We start from the raw sequence: 21,950 nt of genomic DNA on the forward strand, positions 1-21,950 counted from the left end.
CCTTTTTATATAAATACTAGGTATTAGTACTTATTTTCCTAAAAGTAAGAGCTCGTTACAGCGAACTTCGGTTATATATCTTTTTTCACCTTCTTTAGTTTCATATGCTCTGTGCGTAAGTTTACCCTCAATAGCTACTTGCTTACCTTTATTTAGGTAGTTTTCGACTATTTCAGCAGTTTTACCCCATGCTACGATATTATGCCATTGGGTGTCTTCTACTTTTTGTCCTTGGGCATTTTTATAGCTATCACTAGTGGCAATGCTAAATTTAGCAAGTTTGTTTCCGTTTTCTAAACTAATGATTTCAGGATCTTGACCTAAATTTCCAATCAACTGTACTTTGTTTTTTAGTGCGTTCATAATTTTAATTTTAATGTTAAACAGTTAATACTATCGACCGACTTTCAATCGACAAGGCAAACCTAAAAAGAGTGTTATTTGATAATCGGTTAAAACACATTTACTTTCGATTGTAAACGTTTGTAGTCGTTTGTTGTCGTTTATTTTAAAATAAAAGTGCCACAAGAAATATTAAATTATGACTTATGTAAAGTTTCAAAAAAACTGAAACTAAACGATTTTACCACTTTACTCAATCAAAAGCAATACTCACCAAAAGGTTCATCTTCTGGCATAGGCTTTGTTAACCTTTATTCTCATTTAAGTACATTTATCAATACGTATCTTTAAAAAGCTATTATGAAAAAAATCATTTTATTCCTTTTAACTCTATTACCACTACTAACCATGGCACAGTCAAAAAACTTTTTAGACACCCCTTATCTAGAGACAACAGCAAGAGTTGACACTACAATTACTCCTGATAGAATTTATTTAAGTATAACTATACAAGAGGCAGATTCAAAAGGCCGAAAATCTGTTGAAGAACAAGAAAATAAAATGGCTAGCAAACTTAAAGAGCTCGGTATTAATATAGATAAGCAATTAGTCATTAAAGATTTAAGTAGCGACTACAAGAAATATTTTCTTAGAAGTAAAGATGTAATGAAAAGCAAACAATTTTCACTAGTAGTTTATGACGGTTTAACGGCTGGTAAAGTAATGGCCGCTCTTGAAGATATGGGTTTAGCAAATACCTATTTAGAAAAAACTGAATATTCTAAAATGGATGAATTGGAACTAGAACTTAAATCTAAGGCTATAGAAAAAGCTAAACGTAAAGCAATAGCCCTTACTAAACCATTAGGGCAAACCGTTGAGAGTGCCATACATATTGTAGATAACTCACAACCATATTACCCAAGATATAATACTAGAATGGAAATGAAGTCTATGGCGGTAATGGATGCTTCACCAGAGCCCCTAGCTATAGATTTTGAAAAAATCAAAGTAGAAACCACAGTAAACGTTAAGTTTAAAATATCGCTTTAAGCAATGGGGTTATCCTTTGTTATAGACAAAGAATTTATAGGTAAAGATTACACCCAAAACAAGTTGGCCAAAGCAGAATATGAGGGATGTATATTTATTGAGTGTAAGTTCAATGGTGCTTTTTTAGACAATCAATATTTTACAGATTGTACTTTTAAAAATTGTGATTTAACTAACGCCAATATCTCCCATACAACTTTAAATTCAGTTGTTTTTGAAGAATGCAAGTTGGTTGGAATTCAGTTTGAAAATACAAACAGCATGCTTTGTTCATTTTCATTTACCAAATGTAACCTTCATTTAGCTTCATTTAACCGAATGCAAATACCTAAAACAGACTTCAAAGATTGTAATTTGAATGGGGTTGACTTTACCAACACAAATTTGGAAGGAAGTATTTTTAGCGGTTCAAACTTAAAAAACACCATTTTTGAATCTTCTAATTTAAAACTAGTAGATTTTAGCGCTGCATTAGAAGTTGTAATTGACCCTACCGTGAATACTATGCTTAAAGCCAAGTTCTCAATGAATAGCCTGCCTGGTTTATTACAAAAGTTTAATCTTCAAATTGAATAACTTTAAGTCATGGATACTAAAACCTGTTTAGAATGTGATACTCCTATTCAAGGGAGAGCAGACAAAAAATTTTGCTCTGATTATTGTAGAAACGCTTACAACAATAAACAGAATAAAGACAGTAAAAACTTAATTAGAAACATAAATAACAGATTACGTAAAAACTATAGGGTTTTAAATAGCTACAAATTAACGGATGGAAAAACCAAAACCACTAAAACCAAGTTAACAAACAGCGGATTTGATTTTGAATACATCACCAATACGTACACCACTAAAAAAGGAACTACCTATTTTTTTATCTATGATTTAGGGTATTTACCCTTAGACAATGACTTTTATATGATTGTTAAACGCGAATAAAAAAAGCCTTTCAAAAAATTGAAAGGCTGAAATATAGTTTAGTTTTAATTAAGTTTATTTCCAATTGACTCCACTTAACTTTAATGCGGCAATTACAATATCTTTTCTACTTATTTGCCCAACTAGCAAACCATCTTTCATAACAGGAAGCCTTCTACGATTGTGACGATTAAAAACACCTGCCGCGTCAAAAATTGACATATCTTCTGGTATGGTCTCTACATTTTTAGTCATAAAACGTTCAACACTTTTATCTAATATAGGCTGATTAAAATACCTGCTTTCAGAAATTTGTTTCATACAATCTGCCTCAGATATAATACCTACTAAAAAGCCATTATCATCTAAAACGGGCCCACCCGAAATATGATATTTGGCAAAAGCTTCCATCACTTCCAAAATTGATTGTTGGGGAGTAAATGTCACCAATTTCTTTGTCATATAATCAGAAACTAAAATTGGCGCATCTGTATTTTTCTTATTATCAATTTTTGCCCTTACTCCTTGAAAACTTTTTATTGCCATGCTATTTATTTTGCGGTTGATTTAGTAAGTTACGTAAAATTTTACGAATTTCATATTTTAATACTAAACCCAAAAAAAATAGCCCTCAATATTTTCTATATTTAACGCACCACCTACCAACACTTTTTTATGAAATTTTCCCAAACAATAGCAGTGCTGTTTTTGGTTTTTGTAACCTATTGGACGTTTTATTCGTTAACACCCAAATACGATGAAACAGAAAACAAGCCATTAACAGAATTTTCTACTACCCGAGCTTTAACCCATGTTAAAGAAATGTCTAAAAAGCCTCATGCGGTTGGTTTTCCAGCACATGATGAAGTAAAAGATTATGTAAGTGAACAACTGCGTAAACTTGGTTTAGAAGTAGAAACTCAAGAGGGTTTTTCTTTACGAGAAGATTGGGGTAATCTTGGTTATGTAAAAAATATCATTGCAAGAATACATGGTTCTAATTCTGGCAAAGCTTTATTGTTGCTCTCCCATTATGACAGTAATACGCATTCATCTTTAGGAGCAAGTGATGCAGCAAGTGGTGTCGCCACTATTTTAGAAGCCACTCGTGCTTTTTTAGAAAAAAACCAAGAACCTACAAATGATATCATCATTTTATTTACAGATGCAGAAGAAATAGGGCTTAATGGAGCTGAAAAATTTGTGAATGAACATCCATGGGCTGAAGATGTTGGACTAATTTTAAATTTTGAAGCAAGAGGTAGTGGTGGTCCCAGCATTATGTTGGTAGAAACTAATAGGGGAAACCAACACTTAATTAATGAGTTTGCAAAAGCAAATAGCGATTATCCCGTTGGTAATTCTTTGGCGTACAGTATTTATAAAATGTTACCAAATGATACCGACTTAACATCTTTTAGAGAAAATCTTGATGTTGACGGATTTAATTTCGCTTTTATAGATGATCACTATGATTATCATACTGCTTTAGATAATTACGAACGTTTAGATAGAAATTCACTAGCACATCAAGGCAGTTATCTAGTGCCACTTCTAAACCATTTTGCCAACACAGACTTGTCAGCAGTAAAAAGTTTAAATGACAATGTTTATTTTAATGTTCCGCTATTCAAAATGGTTACCTATCCTTTTGATTGGATATGGCCCATGTACTTTATAGCACTTTTAGCATTTATTGCTTTGTTGTGGAATGGTTTTAAAACTAAGAAATTACATCTGCGTTCCGTACTTGTTGGCTTTACCCCATTACTACTCTCTTTGGTTATCTCTGGAGTATTTGGCTATATACTCTGGCCATTCTTAAAATGGTGGTACCCATGGTTTAATGACGTTCTTCACGGATTTGTTTATTGGGGCAAATATTACATCATCATTGTTTGTTTTTTTAGTATTACAACCTGCATTTTAATTTATAGAGAGTTCAGAAAAATTGATGTTCAGAATCTACTTATTGCGCCAATTCTATTATGGTTATTGGTTTGTTTAGGCCTAAATATATATTTAAAAGGAGCAGCATTTTTTATTATTCCGTTATATGGATTGTTAGCTACCTTACTGGTAACAATAAACCAAAAGAAACCTGAACCCCTGTTGCTAGCCTTTTTGGCTGCGCCGGCAATTGCAATTTTTGCGCCTTTTACGACTTTATTCCCAATTGGTTTAGGTCTAAAATTATTAGTTTCTTCTGCCTTGCTGAGCTGTTTCATTTTTTATTTTTCACTAACAGTCTTTCAACAGTTTAAATATAAACTTACGCTTGCTCTAATTTGTTTGGGTGTTTTTATTTTCTACAATGTTCGAACACATGTATGGATTAGATGGGGGTTTACTACAGACGCACCTAAACCAACTTCATTAGTTTACCTGCTTGATGCAGATAAAAATAAGGCGCAATGGGCAACCTATGACAAAATTTACACCGATTGGAATATGGGTTACCTAGAAAATTCAACAGATGTATCAAAAGATACAATTGGTGAAACTATTAGTAGTAAATACAATACAAGATTTAAGGCTGTGGCCCCAGCCCCGATAAAAACACTACTTCAACCAAGTATTGTAAAAGAATTGGATACTATTAGTAATGGTAATAGAAAACTTCAATTCTGTATTAAATCAGAGCGTACCATAAATAGAATAGATATTTATAAAAACAATATTCCTTTAAAATCAGCAAAAGTTAATGGTATTACACTTTCTAATTTTTATTTAGATGAAAAGAGTAAAAAAGGTAGACTGTTAACACACTACATTAGTGACAATAATTACACTGAGTTGGAATTGGTAATAGATACCAAAGACAAATTAGAGCTTAAGATTTATGAGTCTTCTAATGACTTGCTTGAACACAAAATGTTTACTGTACCTCCTAGACCGGATAATGAAATTCCAATGCCTTTTGTATTAAACGATGCGGTAATTATAACTAAAACCATTACGCTTGACTAAAATAATTGGTATTATAGGTTGTGGTTGGTTAGGATTACCTCTTGCTAAACATTTACTTGAGAAAGGGTGTCGTGTAAAGGGTACAACCACCAATCCAGAAAAAGTATCCCAACTCACAGCTAATGGTGTAGAAAGTTATGTTATAGCGCTATTTGAGAATAAAATTGAAGGAGATATTTCTGGCTTTTTGAAAGATGTGGAAATTCTTATAATTAACATTCCTCCTAAACATAGAAAACCACCTTACCAATCGTATGTTTCGAAGATTAAAAATCTGGAGAAAGCTATAATTGAAAGTTCGGTATCAAAAGTCATTTTTGCAAGTAGCACTTCAGTTTATGGAAATATAGAAGGGGAAATTACCGAGTATTCTCCAACAGAACCTAACACAGAATCTGGACGACAGTTAGTTGAAGTAGAATCTAACTTAACTCCTAATACCAACTTTAAAACTACCATTGTAAGATTTGGAGGGTTATTGGGTAATAATAGACATCCTGTAAATCATATTGTTAAAAAAGAACAACTCACAAATGGTGAGGAACTAATTAATCTTATTCACTTAAACGATTGTATTGGGATTATTTCATCGATTATACAACAAAACTATTGGGGTAAAATTGTAAATGGGGTATATCCATATCATCCAAAGAAAAGCGAATATTACAAGAATGAAGCGTCAAAATTGGGACTTAAAATTCCTACGTATGTTAAAAAAAATGAAAAAATAGTTAAAAAAAACATAGTTTGTAAGAATTTTCTGTATTATTACGATTGGTCGATTACCACTACCTAAGTAAATTTCACATCACAAAATTAGCATTTCACAACTTTGTTACATTTTTAATGTTAATTATATTCACATTTTTCCTAGTAAATACGCTATCTCCCATAACTTTGTCCCATATCAATAAACCAAAAGTGTGATGGAAAATTCAAGATTAGGAACGAGAATCTTGATGGAAATGGAAAAATTAATTGATGATAGCATGGATCAAAACGGTTTTCCTTTAGAAAACTATCAGGAGTTCCACAAACAACTATTAAAGAATCATTATCGTGCTGCTTGCATAACTATTGACTATAATAGACACCGTATTAAAATGGATGTTATCATTAATGAAGAAGATTACAATCCAAGTAAATTAAACATGGTACTTTCAACCGTACCTGTTAACATTTTCTTTGAAAATCTTCGTGTGTTTTTAAAGTCAACCATGGAGACAGATGTAAAAAGTCTTGCCTTTTATGCGCGATTACTACAAACATACACCCAGAACAACGTTGCTTTATTAGCAGTGTAGGAAACCCTCGAAATTGCTTTTGAAAAAGATGCCCTAGCGCATCTTTTTTTGTTTTCTAAGCATAACTAAATCACTTGTTATTGGCAAAATATAGTTAGTTTTGCCGCACGCTAAAATTAAGATATGAAGAAGTTTGTTGTAGTCTTTGTTTTATTAGTTTCTTTTTATGGTGTAGCTCAAGATAATGCAGCCCTGACAAAGCATTATAAAGCGTTCTATAAAGAAATGAAATTACAAGGTGATATTAATGGGGTAATTAACGCTCTTACTCATCTTAATATTCTGGACCCATCACAACAACGTAGAGACACACTGGCTTTTGTTTACATGAACAATAACCAGCACGTACAAGCATTAAATACTGTAGGTATTGAAGAAAATCCAGGTGATTCAGATTTGGCATTGCAAGTAAAGGCTTTTTCATTACAAGCTATAAACCAACCGCAACGGTCAATTAAACATTTTCAGTTACTTTTTAATAGAAAAAAAGACCCGTATTTAGCTTATGAGATGGCCGATTTAAAAATACAAACTGGTGATACAGCTGGTGCCACTACTGATATTGAGTTTGGTATTGCCAATGCCACCAATGATATGAAGTATGCTTTCTACGAAAGACAACAGCCTTATGAGGTATCGTTAAAGGCAGCATTCTTACACATGAAAGGTTTAGCTATTTTTAATCAAGACAAGACCAAGATTGATGAGGCTATTGCTTTAATGGATCAAGCCTTACAAATTGAGCCTAATTTTAACTTAGCAAGTTTAAGTAAACAGGCGCTTGAATCTAGAAAAACTGAAGGAACTACAGAGGAAAACTAGTTATTTTTAGTTGACTTATATTTTTCTTTTAAATCTATAAGAAGTAAACTGTCGGTTTCTTTTTTAAGCTCAATTAAAGCATCAACAGTTTTGTTTGGTACTGCAATTGACAGCACATAATGCGCTATTTTCCAAGAACCATCTATTTTTTGTAAAACACCTGAACCACGACAAATTTCCATTTGAGTATCTAGTAATTCGTCAAACCAAGCGTAATTACCAGAAACATAAATATTACGTTCTACTGGTGTAAAACTCCATGCCTTACCCCTATCAAAATAAGGTTTTGAAAAAGCTTTAAATTCACTATTCTGCCAATTTTCAGTAGCATCTGTACCTAAAAACACCCCATTAGGTGTCATAAGATTAAAATAGGTTTCAAAATCGGCTTCTGCGGCAGCATTATGCCAATCATCTAAAGTAGTAGTAATAGCCTTTTTTTCTTCTTGTGAAAAAGCGTTAGTTACCACAAAAAGTAGTACCAAAAATAGTTTACTCTTCATCTAAAATTAGTTGTGTATCCAAAGGATTATTAGCAATATTATTCATTTGTCCTCTTACATTGTTATAAGCAACTACCATTTGCTGAATACCTTCACTAACGTCTCTATTACCTTCTAACCCTGCTTCTACCTTCAACAAGAAAGTTCTTAATATGGTAAGCCTACTTTTAATTTTTTGGTTATCAAATTCATCAGGAAACTTAGAAACCTCTAAATCTTTTGTTTTTTGAAGCAAATCTTTAATAGCTAGTAGTAAATCTTCGTTGGTTGCCGATTGAAACATAATATCAAAACTAGTTTCAAGGCTTTTAAAAGCAATCCACTGCTTGCTCATATCTTTAGCTGAAGCTCCCAATATTGTTATCATGGGCGTACCTTGAAAAGTGAACAACTCAGTACTCTCAGTTTCTTGTACAGCCTCTTCATTTGTCTTATTGCCACAGCTTACTCCTACAAATAAAAAAGTTAGTAAAATGATAAAACTACGCATAAAACGAAAGTACGATTTTTGAGATAAGCTATCTTTGAAAAAATTGAATTAACTAGACTTTAATATGGCAAAAAAGATTTTGATTTTAGGCGCTTGTGGCCAAATTGGAACCGAACTTACTATGGCTTTACGAGAAAAAAATGGAGCCGATAATGTAATTGCCAGTGATATACGCGAAGGCAATGAAAAAATGATGAGTTCTGGTCCATTTGAAATTTTAGATGCGACCAATTATCAGGCCATTGAAGATGTTGTAATGTACTATGAAATAGATGAAGTCTATTTAATGGCTGCAATGCTAAGTGCTACTGCTGAAAAGTTTCCGATGCGGGCATGGAATCTAAATATGAATTCGCTTTTTAATGTATTAAACTTGGCAAAAGAGCGTAAAATCAATAAGATTTTTTGGCCATCAAGCATTGCTGTTTTTGGTCCGAACACCCCAAAAGAAGACACCCCACAGCACACCTTAATGGAACCAAGTACCGTATATGGTATTAGTAAGCAGGCTGGAGAACGGTGGTGTGAATACTATTTTAAAAAGTTCAATGTAGATGTTAGAAGTGTTCGTTATCCTGGATTAATAAGCTGGAAAACACAACCTGGTGGTGGAACTACAGATTATGCTGTTGAAATATATCACAAAGCATTAGCTAATAACTATTACACTAGTTTTTTGAGTGAAGATACCTTGTTGCCTATGATGTTTATGGATGATGCCATAAGAGCTACTATCTCATTGATGGAAACAGACAGCAACAAATTAACAATTAGGTCATCTTATAATTTGGCGGCTATGAGTTTTGCTCCTAAAGAAATAGCGGCGAGCATTGTAGAACACATACCCGACTTCACCATTAACTATGAACCCGATTTTAGACAGGCTATTGCCGATTCTTGGCCCTCCTCTATTGATGATTCTAAAGCAAGAGCAGATTGGAATTGGGAGCACAAATTTGATTTAGCCAAAACCACCAAAGCTATGCTAGAAAATCTTAGAAGTTTATCATGAAAACTTCAATTTTTTCTCAATTGCCTGTATCATTTGGTTGGCAATATCTTTACCTGTAGCATTTTCTATACCTTCAAGACCTGGAGATGAGTTAACTTCCAACAAAAGTGGTCCTTTATTAGAACGTATAATATCAACCCCAGCAACCGCTAAGTTTAGCACCTTGGCTGCTTTCAGGGCAAGTTTACGTTCTTCAGCAGTAATTTTAATTATTGAAGCTTTTCCACCTTGGTGAATATTTGCTCTGAATTCACCTTTTTGGGCTTGTCGTTGCATAGCAGCAACTACTTTACCATTAACTACAAAACACCGTATGTCTTGCCCCCCTGCTTCTTTGATAAACTCTTGTACCAAAATATTGGTTTGCACACTTTTAAATGCGTTGATTACACTTTCTGCAGCTTTATTGGTCTCCGCTAGAACAACTCCTTTACCTTGTGTGCTTTCTAATAATTTTATAATCAAAGGCGCTCCATTAACCATTTTTATAAGGTCTTTTGTGTCCATTGGAGATTTGGCAAAACCTGTGGTTGGAATATGAATATCGTGTTTTGAAAAAAGCTGTGAAGAAAATAATTTATCTCTAGATTGTTTTATAGCCTCAGCTGAGTTTTGACAATACACGCCAAGGGCATCAAACTGTCTAAGTAATGCACAACCATAAAACGTTACTGATGGTTTTATTCTTGGAATTATGGCGTCAAAAGCGTTTAAGATATTACCACCTCGATAACGTATCTCAGGTGAAAGTGCATCTAATTTCATGTAGGCCAACTCAACATTCAAAAAGGTAATATCATGCCCTCGTGCTTTTGCCGCCTCCATTATACGTTTATTACTATAAAGCTCTTTGTTACTTGCTAAAAGGCCAATTCGTAAACCTGTTTTTTCTTTGTAAAAAGGTGCATAGCGTTGTTCAATTTCTTCCTCTGTAAAATCTTGAATCAAAAAATTCTCAGCAGAGTTTACAATGTATCTATTATTTAAAGCTTCTCTACCCAGCAACATACGATACTCCATGGTATCTCTATTGGCTAAGGTAAGTTCTATATCAAATGTAGAATCACCCAAGGTTACTGCAGATTTTACCACCAAGCGTTCTTCTGAAATTCCAGAAGAACTTTTCACCATTCTCCTATCCACTAACGGAGCTTGGCATTGTAAAGAAATACTTCGGTTTTCTTGTAGTGGATTTATTTCAAACTTCACCCATTCTTGTGTTCCTCTTACAATTAACTTAATGTTTGATGCTTGTATTGATGATGTTTTTGCACCAGAATCAACCCTAGCTTTAATGCCAGGTACGCCTAATTCGTTAAATACACACCATTCTTCTGAGCCAATAACCTTAAGGTCTTTAATATCCATAAACTATATTAATCTTACTATAAAATGATCAAGCACTTCAACCAAAATTAAGATAATAATAATCCATTCTAACCTACTACTTTCTTTGTGGTCCATAATGTCTTTGAACAACTCTAAATTGTCTTTAACAATAGCAATACGGTCATGAATGTATCTATGTCTATCTTTTAAATCGAAGGTTTGTTTTAATTGTTGGTTCAACGAATTTAAGCGTTCACTTTCCCAAACCATGTCTGGAGAATCAAAAATGTAAAGATTTTCTGCAATAAGATTTTTTACATTTAATGTTCTTCCAATAAATCTTTTGAGTTTATTACCCCTAATATCTAGTTTACCGTTTTGTTCCAAATAGCTTGTGTGGCTATTTGTGCTGGTTAACAAGTCTTCTGTAATAGCATCGAATCTATCTAATGCAACAGATTGAGAGGTGTGCAACATTACTAAACGTATAGCTTCTACATCACTATCTAATAAAAAAACGTGTTCAAAAGCAACCTTTTCTTCGGTATGATTAAGAACGAGTTCTATACTATCAAAAAAAGGCTCATCAATTACATTTCTTGCAAAAGGCTTAACCTGTTGTAATACGTTGTTGATTTCGTTGTCTGAAACTTCATAAAAAGCAATTAATCCGTATTGAAAAATATATACAAATCCTCTTTCATTACTACGGTAAAAAAGCTCGTTGCTATCTGAGAAAACTAATTGATACAAAATTTTAGACTTACATTCTCTTATAGATAAAGAAGATGCAATTTGGTAAGCCTTTACAAAACCCACAACGAACTAAACTTCATCGTTATTTTCATTGTCACTGTCTTTAAAAGGATCAACAACCGCTTCTGCATCATCATCTTCAAAGTCAGCATAATCTTCTTCAACATAGTTAGCCATAGTCTTTTCTAGTTTTTCACTAATTTTGACTAAATACTTAGTGTCTTTAGTTAAAACCTCAACAGCTTCAATACGCTCACCTTGTGCATTTTTAAAAGAAATAATATCATTATCACCATAACCATCAGGATAGCACTCAACAGTAAGTTTTAACACCTCTGGCGTTAATTTTTTAAAGTCTACAATGACTCTCTTTAAATGTGAATTTTTATCCATAATTACATATCTAAAAGGTAAGCAAAAATTAAGGGTGCAACAATTGTAGCATCACTTTCAACAATAAATTTAGGGGTATCAATATCTAATTTACCCCAAGTTATTTTCTCATTGGGCACCGCGCCAGAATACGAACCATAGCTTGTAGTACTATCACTAATTTGACAAAAATAACTCCAGAAAGGGGTATCTGTTTGTTCCATATCTTGGTAAAGCATAGGAACCACACAAATAGGAAAATCACCTGCGATACCACCACCTATTTGAAAAAATCCAATTCCGTTTTGAGAATTAGCGGTATACCAATCTGCTAAAAAGGTCATGTACTCTATGCCTGACTTTACGGTACTAGCATTTAATTCACCTTTTAACACGTAAGAGGCAAAAATGTTACCCATGGTACTGTCTTCCCAACCAGGAACTACTATAGGTAAATTCTTTTGTGCTGCGGCATACATCCATGAGTCTTTAATATCAATTTCATAATACTGCTCAAGCACTCCAGACAATAGTAATTTATACATATACTCATGCGGTAAATAACGTTCACCGTTAGCCTCAGCTTTTTTCCAAATTTCAACAATGTGTTTTTGTAATCTTCTAAAAGCTTCTTCTTCGGGTATACAGGTATCTGTAACTCTATTTAAACCTTTTTCTAACAAATTCCACTCTTCTTTCGGAGTTAAATCACGATAATTTGGCACACGTTTGTAGTGTGAGTGCGCAACCAAATTCATTAAGTCTTCCTCTAAGTTAGCTCCAGTACAAGAAATGATATGCACTTTATCTTGGCGAATCATTTCTGCAAAAATTTTACCTAGTTCTGCAGTACTCATGGCACCGGCCAAAGAAACCAACATTTTTGCACCGTTATTAAGCTGATCTTCATAGCCTTTAGCTGCATCAACCAATGCAGCGGAGTTAAAATGAAGAAAATATTTTTGAATAAAGTTTGAAATTTCACCTTTAGTCTTCATCATCTTCGAATTTAAAATTTTTACTACCCGCTTTCCGTTTTTCTAGCATTAACTCCTCCTCTGAGAAATCTTCTTCCATAAACTTGTAACTCAACATTTTGTAATACAGCTTTGCAGCTAAAAAGTCTGATGAACGGTCAACGCTATTAGGACATAATTCTACAATATCAAAACCTACAACATTAGTTTCTTCAAAAACTTTTTTCAAAAAATCTAAGGTCTCGTACCAAAACATTCCACCTGGTTCAGGAGTTCCTGTTGATGGTAAAATTGAAGGGTCAAAAGCATCTAAATCAAATGTTATAAAAACATTTTCGCCAAGCAATTCAATAACATTATCCATCCAAAACTCATCATTAACCATTTCATGAGCAAAAAACACTTTATCCTCATCCATAAAGGTTTTTTCAATAGCGTCCATACTACGAATACCTACCTGAACTAGGTTTGTTTTTTTGCTTGCTTCATGTACAGCACAAGCATGATTAAATGGTGTGTCTTGGTAGTTTTCTCTTAAATCTGCATGTGCATCAATATGCAAAACTGTTAAATCATCAAAACATTCATTAAATGCTCTAATTGTTCCAATAGATATAGAATGCTCACCCCCAAAAAGCGTAACAAATTTCCCTCGTTTTATAAAGTCTTTGGTAGTTTTATGCACGGCTTCTACCATAGCTTTTGGCGAGCTATTTTCAGTAATTGCTTCTGCTAAATACACGCCATTTTTATAAACCTCTGTCCCTGTTTCAATATCATACAACTCCATGTTTTCTGATGCATACAAAAAAGCCTCAGGGCCCTTATCTGCGCCTTTACCCCATGTGCTTGTTCCATCATAAGGAACTGGAATTAAGACAACTTTTGATTTGTCTAACTGCGCATATTCTTGTGGAATACCTGCGTAGGTTTTATTCTTGCTCATAACCTAAAATTTGCAGCATTTGAGCTGCTGATTGTTGTTGTTTAAAAAGTTTTGTTGTGATGTTCCCGTTTTCGTCACGGTCTATTAATAGATGTTTTGGATGTGGAATTAAACAATGCTGTAGACCTCCAAATCCTCCTATGGTTTCTTGATATGCTCCTACATTAAAAAAGCCGATATACAAGTCTTTTTCTCTTTTATATTTAGGTAAATATATTGCATTCATGTGTTGTTCACTGTTGTAGTAATCATCACTATCACACGTTAATCCTCCCAATAAAACACGTTCATATTCATCATTCCATCTATTTATGGGAAGCATAATAAAACGTTTGTTAATTGCCCATGAATCTGGCAACGTAGTAATAAAAGAAGAATCAATCATATTCCATTTCTCACGGTCGTTTTGTTGCTTTTGATACAGCACTTTATAAATTGCTCCACCACTTTCGCCAACTGTAAAACTGCCAAACTCTGTAAAAATATGAGGTACAGGAACCTCAGCTTCTTCACAGGTTAATTTTATCTGATTTAATATCTCATAAATCATATAACCATAGTCATATTCAAAAGCTAATGAGTTTTTAATAGGAAAACCGCCACCAATATTTAAGCTGTCTAAAGACGGACACATCTTTTTTAATCTAGTGTATACCTTTAAACATTTTACCAACTCATTCCAGTAATACGCATTATCTCTAATACCTGTATTAATGAAAAAGTGAAGCATTTTTAATTCAACCTGGTCATTATTCTTTATCTGCTCTTGATAAAAAGGTATAATGTTCTTGTAGCCTATACCAAGACGAGAAGTATAAAATTCAAACTTTGGTTCTTCTTCAGAAGCTATGCGTATACCTATTTGAAAATTATCTTTAATAGCATCTGAAAGCAAGCTAAGCTCTTCATAATTATCAATTATTGGTATACATTTTTCATGGCCCGTATTGATAAGCCTTGCTATGTTATCAATATATTGAGCTCTTTTAAACCCATTACAAATAATATAGGTATTGTTAGTTATTTTACCGCCTTGTTTTAGAGTCTCAACTATATTAATATCAAATGCCGAAGAAGTTTCAATGTGTATATTATTTTTAAGCGCTTCGTCTAATACATGCTGAAAATGAGAACTTTTAGTACAATAACAATAATTATAAGATGCTTTGTAGTCTAATTTTTCAATAGCCTCAGCAAACCACCTTTTAGAACGCTGAATGTTTCTAGAAATCTTGGGCAAGTAGGTAAACTTCAAGGGTGTACCATATTCTTTTGCCAATTCCATCAAAGGAATACCATGGAACTCAAGGTTGTCTTCTTGAAGAGTAAACTCTTCTTGCGGAAAATAATAGGTTTGATCTATTAAATCTCGGTATTTAATATTCATTAAAATAAAATGTATTGTAAGTAAAATTGTAAATGATTAATCAGATCTAGGTTAAGACAGCTTTAAGCCTTGATTAATTCAAATAAGAAATTGTTCTTGGGTAGTTGGAACAAAAAAATAGGGATGCTGGCTATCTATGATAGTCATTTGAAAAAGGGAAGTCAGCTTTAAATTTCGGGCGATTAATCCTTTAACCTGGTTTGAAGTGCGCTTCCTAACATGCAAACCCCCGAACATAAAAACACATTTCAATGTTCAGCCAAAAAGCGAAGCAAAGGAAATCAAAAATTTAATATGAATAACAAAAACTAAAAATTTTTTATATCTGACTTTCCGCCAGTTTTTTGTAGCAATTTTATAGTGTGAATTTCAATCTCTTTATCAATTGGTTTCAGCATATCATAGAGATTTAATGCTACAGTACTAGCCCCATGCATAGCTTCAACTTCAACCCCGGTTTTATAAAACGTTTTTACGGTTACGTTTACGATTATCTCTAGTCCAGAAATTTCATAAGCAACGGCAGCATGTTCAATTGGTAGCGGGTGGCAGTCTGGCAATAATTCTGGTGTTTTCTTTATGCCAATAAACCCAGCCGCCTTACTCATTTCAAAAACATCACCTTTTGGAACGGTTCGGTTTTTAATAGCTTCAATGGTTTTAATAGAACCTACTTTAACCACTGCTTGTGCAATTGCGGTTCTATGCGTATTTTGTTTTTGGGTAATATCAACCATACTTACGAATTCACTTTCCACTGGTATGAGTCGTCTTTAAACAACTCTTTGCCAAAAACGGGGACTTCTTTTTTAATTTCTTCTACCACGTGATGCAACGCCTCAAAAACTTCTTTTCTATGCGGAGAAGAAACAAAAACAAATAAACATATTTCTCCAGTATTAACTTTACCTAAGCTATGGTAAATATGCATACAGGTTAACTCATACTTTTCAAAAGTAGCTTCTCTTATTTCATGAAACTTTTGATTGGCCATACTTTCGTAAGCCGTATACGCTATAGCAGTAACTGTTTTGCCATCAATATTGTCTGCTCTAACTTGCCCAAGAAAGATATCATGTGCACCAATAGTAGTTTTTGTCTGATGTTTTGCTATGGAATTCGCTATAAAATCTGGAGTTATAGCACCCTGTACAAAAACATTTTTGATTTTAGTATCCATTAAAATGAATTGTTTTGCACTAAGGTACTAAAGCTTTGGGTTAGGATAATTATCAGATTGGTCTTCTAAACGTTCATCCATGCAAACAAAATCTTTTTCTACCAAAATTTTTAAAGTTTGACCATTAGATAACGGCATTTCAGCATTATAACCAATGGTAGCAGAATTTGCCCAGGAGTTACAATTTTCTGCTGGTATAAACACGGTAATAGTATTTTCTTTAAAAGAGGCCTCCATGTGTTTTATTTTGTCTTTGGCTTTTAAAACATAGAAAAAGGTGTTGGTACCAAATTCAGTTTTATCACCAAACTCTCTCTCAGCACAAAAGGTTTCTACCTCAGTTCTGGTAAGGCGCAGTCGTATTGAATTTCCTTTGATTCTAATCTTCATAACTTATGATACTACGACAACTATGTGAATAAAATAAAACGTTTCTACAAAATTTTAGCGAGGCTACTTCTAGTTAACGGTTTATCAAAATACCCTTCTATAAGTGGATGTGCTTTTGCTTGTTCTCTGTCTTTTATTTTTGAGAAGGCAGACAAAATATAAATTTTAGGCTTTGGCCTGTTCTTTAACAGCACTTCTAAATGGTCTAGAAATTCCCATCCATCCATATCACCCATTACTAAGTCCAATAATATAATATCAGGAATAGGATATTCTTCTTCTAAATAATCTGTAAACAATTCTAGGGCCTCTTCAGCATTATTGCAAACGATAACCTCATAGGTTTGATTTGAATATTGGTTGATACTGTATCGCGAAGCGAACTGCGATACGAGGTCATCTTCAATTATGCAAATAGTTTTTGACACAGGGTTGATTAGAATTGTAAATCTACAAATCAATTCATCAGTGTGGTAATTTATCTTTCAATATTCCGTACACCAAAGTTCCAATAGTTGCGGATGCTAATACAATAATAATTGGAACATAACCCGCCCCAATTAGAACATACATAGGTCCAGGGCATGCACCCGCAAGTGCCCAACCCAATCCAAAGCAAACACCACCTATTGCATAACGGTAAAACGATTTATCCTTATCTGCAATTACTATTTTCTCTCCATAGAAAGATTTTAATCCTTTTCTTTTAGTGAGCTGAGTAAATAAAATACCAAGCGCCAAAGCTGAACCAATTATACCGTACATATGAAAAGAATCAAACTGAAACATTTCATAAATACGAAACCAACTAGCTGCCTCTGACTTAAATAAGACGATACCAAAGAAAGTTCCTATCAATAAATACAAAACACTTTTCATAGCTTAGAATAATATTGGAAAGATTACATGAACCATTAACAAACCACCTACAAAAAAACCAATTACAGCGATAAGCGATGGTAACTGTAAATTACTTAGACCAGAAATGGCATGGCCCGAAGTACAACCACCGGCATAACGCGCGCCGAAGCCTACAAGGAATCCACCCAGAATTAGTAATACTAAATTTTTAGGGTTAGAAAAAACCTGGTTTTCAAATAAGGCTTGGGGCATATAGGCTTGTCCGCCATCTTCAAAACCTAGTGTATTTAGTTTAGCAATTGTATTTTCAGAAATAGCCACGGCATCATTGGGCGATAAAAAGTTTTGTGCAATAAATCCGCCAACAAACACACCAACCGCAACTAACAAATTCCAACGTTGTGCTTTCCAATCAAATCTGAAAAAATCTGCTAGCTTACCTGCCCCACCAATAGAACATAGAGTTCTTAAATTAGAAGACATTCCAAAACGTTTCCCCATTAAGATGAGGATTGCCATGGTTAAGGCAATTAACGGCCCAGAAACATACCAAGGCCACGGTTCTAATATTTTTGTCATACCTGTATTTTGAGACGGCAAAAATACGTAGAATTAGGCAAATAGGCTTTTAGTCGTTAACCCCGAACTTTTTAAGAATATCTTCTAATAAACACCATTTGGTAAATGATGATTGCAATAAATTGGCCCCTACAAAAGCAGTGAACCAAAGCCAATTTTGGTTTACATATACGGCCAACAATAAACTTATTAATACAAAGCTTCCTGCTACGGCTCTTACAATTCTATTTTTCATGTTTTATAATTAGATATATCTAGATATGGGTAATTCTACAGCCCTAACCGGGTTTGTAGATTGTAATTCTGAATTAAACTTTTCTATAGCGTTAAAAAGTGCATCTACTTTTTCTTCTTCTGTAAACGAAAAGAACAGACTAGAAGCAGCCCCAGCTTTATCACTAGGAAACCAACTGCTTTCCATTAAAACAGTGGGTACGGTCTTATAACCATCAATAGGTGAACCGCTAAAATGTTCTATCCCAGCCGTTTTTAGTAATTTAAAAACACTGTTCTCATATTCTTTTACCGCAGTTATTATTATGAGTTTCATTTTAGTCTTGTTTAAAGTTTTTACGTTCTATCATATAATACACAAGCGGCACCACCAATAAGGTCAATACTGTTGAAGCTATGGTACCACCCATTAAACTAATGGCCAAACCTTGAAAAATGGGGTCGAAAAGTATTACAAAGGCACCTATTACCACCGTACCCGCAGTTAGTAATATAGGTGTAGTACGTACCGCACCTGCCTCTATCACAGCTTGTTTTAATCCAACGCCATCTTCTAGCCTTAGGTTAACAAAGTCTATAAGCAATACTGAATTTCGCACCATGATTCCCGCAAGGGCAATCATTCCAATAAATGAGGTTGCTGTAAAGAAGGCACCCATTATCCAATGGCCCAATACAATACCAACCAAGGATAAGGGTATGGCCACCATCATCACTAAAGGAGCTTTAAAGTTTTGGAACCATCCTACAATTAACATGTAGATAATGATGATTACTCCTAAGAAAGCAATACCTAAATCGCGAAATACCTCCAAGGTAATTTGCCATTCACCATCCCACTTTACGGTAAAGTTATCTTGGTATTGGGGCTGCTCCATATACAGTTCGTTCATAGTATACCCCTCTGGTAAGTCAATCTGATTTAATTTATCTGTCATACCCAAAATAGCATAAACAGGACTTTCCAATTCACCTGCCATATCTGACATTACATACACTACCCGTTTTTGATTTTTACGGTAAATGCTCTTTGGCTTAATCCCCTTTTCTACGGTAACCAAATCACCAATAGGATACAACTCTCCATTTTTAGAGGCCACTTTAACTTGCAGCAAATCTTGTAAACTAGAGCGGTCTTTTTCTGCTGTAGTCAATATAACGCCAACTTGATTGTAAGCATCGGTTTGATACATATGTGTTACGGGATTCTCAGAGAGCACCATATTCATGGTATGCACTATTTGGGTAGTACTTACCCCGTACAACATGGCTTTTTCTTTGTCTACCGTAAAATTGTACTGTTCCTGGTCACTTTCTACCATCCAATCCACATCTACCACATCAGTAGTGTTGTTCAAAATTTGCTGAACCTTATCCGCAATTTCAATCTGTTTCTCATAGTCAGGTCCATAAATTTCTGCTACAATAGTAGATAAAACAGGAGGGCCTGGTGGCACCTCAACAATCTTAACATTGGCATTGTAACGGCTAGCGATTTCTTGAACCGGTTTACGGAATTTTTTAGCAATATCATGACTCTGAATACTACGGTCGTGTTTATCTACTAGATTTACTTGAATATCTGCCACGTTGCTTCCCTTTCTTAAATCATAGTGACGCACCAAACCATTGAAGGTAATGGGGGCAGAAGTACCTATATAAGCTTGGTAATTCACAACCTCGGTCTGTTGCGACAAATAAGTGGCAATTTCTTTAGAAACTACCGCAGTACGTTCTAGGGTGGTACCTTCTGGCATGTCTATGACTACCTGAAATTCGTTCTTATTATCAAAAGGCAACATTTTTACGGCAACAGATTTGGTAAAGAACAATACCATAGAACCCAACAATAAAACAACCGTAATTCCTAAAAAGGCCCAACGCTTTGTCTTATTCTCGATTAACGGACGCTCAAAACGATTGTACAATTTGTAGATAAAGGTGTCTTGTACCGTTTTAACCTCTTCTTTTTGTGCACCTTTTTTCTCTTTTTCACGAAGGAATAAATACCCCAAATAAGGCGTAATGGTCAATGCTACGAATAAGGACAACAGCATAGCAATAGAAGCTCCAATTGGCATAGGAGACATATAAGGCCCCATTAGACCAGAAACAAATGCCATAGGTAATACCGAAGCAATTACGGTAAACGTGGCTAAAATTGTGGGGTTACCAACCTCATTAATGGCGTACAACGCTGCATCTTTAAACGGCAGACGTTTCATCTTAAAATGCCGGTGCATATTCTCTGCTATGATAATGGAATCATCCACCACAATACCGGTTACGAACACCAAAGCGAATAAAGTGATTCGGTTTAAGGTATAATCCAATAAATAGTAACTCAATAAGGTTAAAGCGAATGTGATAGGTACCGATAGAAATACTACCAAACCACCGCGCCAGCCCATGGCTAACATTACTACAAAAGTTACCGCTACAATAGCTCCTATTAAGTGTAACAATAATTCTGAAACCTTCTGTGACGCCGTTTCCCCGTAATTACGGGTAATAGCAACTTGTACATCTTCTGTTAGTAAAGTCTTTTTTAAATGCTCTACTTTCTCTAGCACCACATCGGCAATCTTCATGGCATCTGCCCCTTTGCGCTTGGCAATGGAAATGGTTACCGCCGGATATTCTGAAGGATATGATGAACGTGCTTCTGCATTGGCAGCCCCATAACCAAAAGCAACATAGTTTTTAGGTAATTCTGGGCCATCTACTATTTGAGCTACTTGTTTTAAATAAATGGGTTGGTTGTTATTAGTACCTACAACCAATTGCTCTAAATCTTGTTGGGTTTCTAAAAAATTACCCGTGGTTACATGAAACTCATTATCATTACTAACCAAATTACCGGCATCCATTTGGCTGTGGTTGGCCTTTATCATTTGGGCCACCATTAAAAAATCCAAACCTAGTCCAGATAATTTTTCTTTATCCAAAACCACACGAAACTGCCGTTCTCTACCTCCTATTTTTTTGGTGATGGAAACATCGTTCACCTTTTCAATTTCATTGATAAGCTCATCTGAAATCTGACTTAATTGATAGTCGTCATACGTTTTGCTCCACAACGTTAAGCCTAACATAGGCACATCGTCAATAGCACGCGTTTTTACCAACGGCATGGTTACACCTTCTGGCATTTGGTCCATATGCTTATTAATCTCATCATACAACCGAACCAAGGAACGCTCAATATCTTCACCTACGTAAAACTGTACAATCACCATACCTGCTTGGTTCATAGAGGTAGAATACACATATTCTACACCCTTAATATTGGAGATGATTTTTTCTAATGGCTTGGTGATTCTAGATTCCACCTCCGTAGGATTTGCTCCAGGATAACCTACAAAAATATCGGCCATGGGCACATCTATCTGTGGTTCTTCTTCCCTAGGAATTAAAAACGAACTGTATACGCCAATGACCATAAATACAATCATTAGAAGTACCGTTAATTTAGAGGTTAAAAACCCCTTTGCTATTTTACCTGCTAAACCTTCTTTCATGATG

27 protein-coding genes are annotated in these 21,950 nt (G+C 34.5%); 8 read left to right on the top strand and 19 right to left on the bottom strand.

Translation table 11 applies throughout. From position 1 onward, the window contains the following. Positions 1 to 30: 30 nt before the first annotated feature. A complete protein-coding gene (locus H5V42_RS06770) occupies positions 31 to 363 on the bottom strand; it encodes a single-stranded DNA-binding protein (protein ID WP_185782386.1) in 333 nt (110 codons plus the stop codon). 339 nt (positions 364 to 702) lie between these two features. Between H5V42_RS06770 and H5V42_RS06775 the strand changes: the two genes are divergently transcribed. The 3 genes from H5V42_RS06775 to H5V42_RS06785 are packed head-to-tail and all read left to right on the top strand — an operon-like array spanning position 703 to position 2,334. Next, positions 703 to 1,395 (top strand): SIMPL domain-containing protein, encoded by a 693-nt coding sequence (locus H5V42_RS06775; RefSeq protein ID WP_185782387.1) that lies wholly within the window; start codon positions 703 to 705, stop codon positions 1,393 to 1,395. Positions 1,396 to 1,398: 3 nt separating this feature from the next. After that, entirely contained in the window at positions 1,399 to 1,971 is a 573-nt protein-coding gene (locus tag H5V42_RS06780; protein ID WP_185782388.1) for a pentapeptide repeat-containing protein, read from the top strand. Positions 1,972 to 1,980: 9 nt separating this feature from the next. Continuing rightward, positions 1,981 to 2,334 carry a DUF2116 family Zn-ribbon domain-containing protein gene (locus tag H5V42_RS06785; RefSeq protein ID WP_185782389.1) on the top strand — a complete coding sequence of 118 codons (354 nt, stop codon included), beginning with the start codon at positions 1,981 to 1,983 and terminating at the stop codon, positions 2,332 to 2,334. 54 nt (positions 2,335 to 2,388) lie between these two features. Here H5V42_RS06785 and H5V42_RS06790 read toward each other — a convergent pair whose 3' ends face one another. After that, complete coding sequence (locus H5V42_RS06790; RefSeq protein ID WP_185782390.1) at positions 2,389 to 2,859, bottom strand: CBS domain-containing protein; 471 nt, start codon at positions 2,857 to 2,859, stop codon at positions 2,389 to 2,391. A gap of 129 nt (positions 2,860 to 2,988) precedes the next feature. Between H5V42_RS06790 and H5V42_RS06795 the strand changes: the two genes are divergently transcribed. The 4 genes from H5V42_RS06795 to H5V42_RS06810 all read left to right on the top strand — a co-directional run bounded on the left by H5V42_RS06795 (position 2,989) and on the right by H5V42_RS06810 (position 7,409). Then, complete coding sequence (locus H5V42_RS06795; RefSeq protein WP_185782391.1) at positions 2,989 to 5,283, top strand: M20/M25/M40 family metallo-hydrolase; 2,295 nt, start codon at positions 2,989 to 2,991, stop codon at positions 5,281 to 5,283. After that, positions 5,276 to 6,079, top strand: coding sequence for an NAD(P)H-binding protein (locus tag H5V42_RS06800; protein WP_185782392.1), 804 nt, complete (start codon positions 5,276 to 5,278; stop codon positions 6,077 to 6,079). Before H5V42_RS06795 ends, H5V42_RS06800 begins: the two co-directional genes overlap by 8 nt. A 130-nt stretch (positions 6,080 to 6,209) precedes the next feature. Next, positions 6,210 to 6,587: a hypothetical protein gene (locus H5V42_RS06805; RefSeq protein WP_188669509.1), complete on the top strand. Its 378-nt coding sequence runs from the start codon at positions 6,210 to 6,212 to the stop codon at positions 6,585 to 6,587. Positions 6,588 to 6,710: 123 nt separating this feature from the next. Then, on the top strand, positions 6,711 to 7,409 hold the full coding sequence (locus H5V42_RS06810) for a hypothetical protein (RefSeq protein WP_185782394.1): 699 nt from the start codon (positions 6,711 to 6,713) through the stop codon (positions 7,407 to 7,409). On the opposite strand, the gene H5V42_RS06815 is transcribed toward H5V42_RS06810, so the two are convergent. After that, positions 7,406 to 7,912: a nuclear transport factor 2 family protein gene (locus H5V42_RS06815; protein ID WP_185782395.1), complete on the bottom strand. Its 507-nt coding sequence runs from the start codon at positions 7,910 to 7,912 to the stop codon at positions 7,406 to 7,408. The genes H5V42_RS06810 and H5V42_RS06815 overlap by 4 nt on opposite strands. After that, complete coding sequence (locus H5V42_RS06820; RefSeq protein WP_185782396.1) at positions 7,902 to 8,402, bottom strand: hypothetical protein; 501 nt, start codon at positions 8,400 to 8,402, stop codon at positions 7,902 to 7,904. Before H5V42_RS06820 ends, H5V42_RS06815 begins: the two co-directional genes overlap by 11 nt. 64 nt (positions 8,403 to 8,466) lie before the next feature. Here H5V42_RS06820 and H5V42_RS06825 point away from each other — a divergent pair, with 64 nt between their 5' ends. After that, entirely contained in the window at positions 8,467 to 9,414 is a 948-nt protein-coding gene (locus tag H5V42_RS06825; protein WP_185782397.1) for an NAD-dependent epimerase/dehydratase family protein, read from the top strand. Here the strand turns inward: H5V42_RS06825 and rimK are convergent. From rimK to H5V42_RS06900, 15 genes are all read right to left on the bottom strand, one after another. Further along, positions 9,409 to 10,782, bottom strand: a complete 1,374-nt coding sequence (rimK, locus tag H5V42_RS06830; protein WP_185782398.1) for a 30S ribosomal protein S6--L-glutamate ligase — start codon at positions 10,780 to 10,782, stop codon at positions 9,409 to 9,411. The genes H5V42_RS06825 and rimK overlap by 6 nt on opposite strands. A gap of 3 nt (positions 10,783 to 10,785) precedes the next feature. Then, complete coding sequence (locus H5V42_RS06835) at positions 10,786 to 11,562, bottom strand: RMD1 family protein (RefSeq protein WP_185782399.1); 777 nt, start codon at positions 11,560 to 11,562, stop codon at positions 10,786 to 10,788. 6 nt (positions 11,563 to 11,568) lie between these two features. Continuing rightward, positions 11,569 to 11,892, bottom strand: a complete 324-nt coding sequence (locus H5V42_RS06840; protein WP_185782400.1) for a hypothetical protein — start codon at positions 11,890 to 11,892, stop codon at positions 11,569 to 11,571. A gap of 2 nt (positions 11,893 to 11,894) precedes the next feature. Further along, a complete protein-coding gene (locus H5V42_RS06845; RefSeq protein WP_185782700.1) occupies positions 11,895 to 12,869 on the bottom strand; it encodes a deoxyhypusine synthase family protein in 975 nt (324 codons plus the stop codon). Next, the gene (gene speB, locus H5V42_RS06850) at positions 12,859 to 13,794 is read right to left on the bottom strand and encodes an agmatinase (RefSeq protein WP_185782401.1); all 936 of its coding nucleotides are present in this window, start codon (positions 13,792 to 13,794) and stop codon (positions 12,859 to 12,861) included. Before speB ends, H5V42_RS06845 begins: the two co-directional genes overlap by 11 nt. Next, complete coding sequence (locus H5V42_RS06855) at positions 13,781 to 15,181, bottom strand: arginine decarboxylase (protein WP_185782402.1); 1,401 nt, start codon at positions 15,179 to 15,181, stop codon at positions 13,781 to 13,783. Before H5V42_RS06855 ends, speB begins: the two co-directional genes overlap by 14 nt. 308 nt (positions 15,182 to 15,489) lie before the next feature. Continuing rightward, the gene (locus H5V42_RS06860) at positions 15,490 to 15,939 is read right to left on the bottom strand and encodes a cyclic pyranopterin monophosphate synthase MoaC (RefSeq protein WP_229665620.1); all 450 of its coding nucleotides are present in this window, start codon (positions 15,937 to 15,939) and stop codon (positions 15,490 to 15,492) included. Beyond that, positions 15,921 to 16,361 carry a molybdenum cofactor biosynthesis protein MoaE gene (locus tag H5V42_RS06865; protein ID WP_185782403.1) on the bottom strand — a complete coding sequence of 147 codons (441 nt, stop codon included), beginning with the start codon at positions 16,359 to 16,361 and terminating at the stop codon, positions 15,921 to 15,923. Before H5V42_RS06865 ends, H5V42_RS06860 begins: the two co-directional genes overlap by 19 nt. Positions 16,362 to 16,388: 27 nt before the next feature. Further along, positions 16,389 to 16,751, bottom strand: coding sequence for a DUF7009 family protein (locus H5V42_RS06870; protein WP_185782404.1), 363 nt, complete (start codon positions 16,749 to 16,751; stop codon positions 16,389 to 16,391). A gap of 44 nt (positions 16,752 to 16,795) precedes the next feature. Next, a complete protein-coding gene (locus tag H5V42_RS06875; protein WP_185782405.1) occupies positions 16,796 to 17,179 on the bottom strand; it encodes a response regulator in 384 nt (127 codons plus the stop codon). A 37-nt stretch (positions 17,180 to 17,216) separates the two neighbouring features. Beyond that, on the bottom strand, positions 17,217 to 17,630 hold the full coding sequence (locus H5V42_RS06880) for a DUF6691 family protein (RefSeq protein ID WP_185782406.1): 414 nt from the start codon (positions 17,628 to 17,630) through the stop codon (positions 17,217 to 17,219). A 3-nt stretch (positions 17,631 to 17,633) separates the two neighbouring features. Then, positions 17,634 to 18,191, bottom strand: coding sequence for a YeeE/YedE family protein (locus H5V42_RS06885; protein ID WP_185782407.1), 558 nt, complete (start codon positions 18,189 to 18,191; stop codon positions 17,634 to 17,636). A 49-nt stretch (positions 18,192 to 18,240) separates the two neighbouring features. Continuing rightward, positions 18,241 to 18,426 (bottom strand): YgaP family membrane protein, encoded by a 186-nt coding sequence (locus tag H5V42_RS06890; RefSeq protein ID WP_185782408.1) that lies wholly within the window; start codon positions 18,424 to 18,426, stop codon positions 18,241 to 18,243. Positions 18,427 to 18,435: 9 nt separating this feature from the next. Next, positions 18,436 to 18,741: a hypothetical protein gene (locus H5V42_RS06895; protein ID WP_185782409.1), complete on the bottom strand. Its 306-nt coding sequence runs from the start codon at positions 18,739 to 18,741 to the stop codon at positions 18,436 to 18,438. 1 nt (position 18,742) lies between these two features. Continuing rightward, entirely contained in the window at positions 18,743 to 21,946 is a 3,204-nt protein-coding gene (locus H5V42_RS06900; protein WP_185782410.1) for an efflux RND transporter permease subunit, read from the bottom strand. Between the last annotated feature and the right edge of the window lie 4 nt (positions 21,947 to 21,950).

Origin of the sequence: Croceivirga lutea (genome assembly GCF_014235875.1) — a bacterium.
In the GTDB taxonomy this organism is placed as follows: domain Bacteria; phylum Bacteroidota; class Bacteroidia; order Flavobacteriales; family Flavobacteriaceae; genus Croceivirga; species Croceivirga lutea.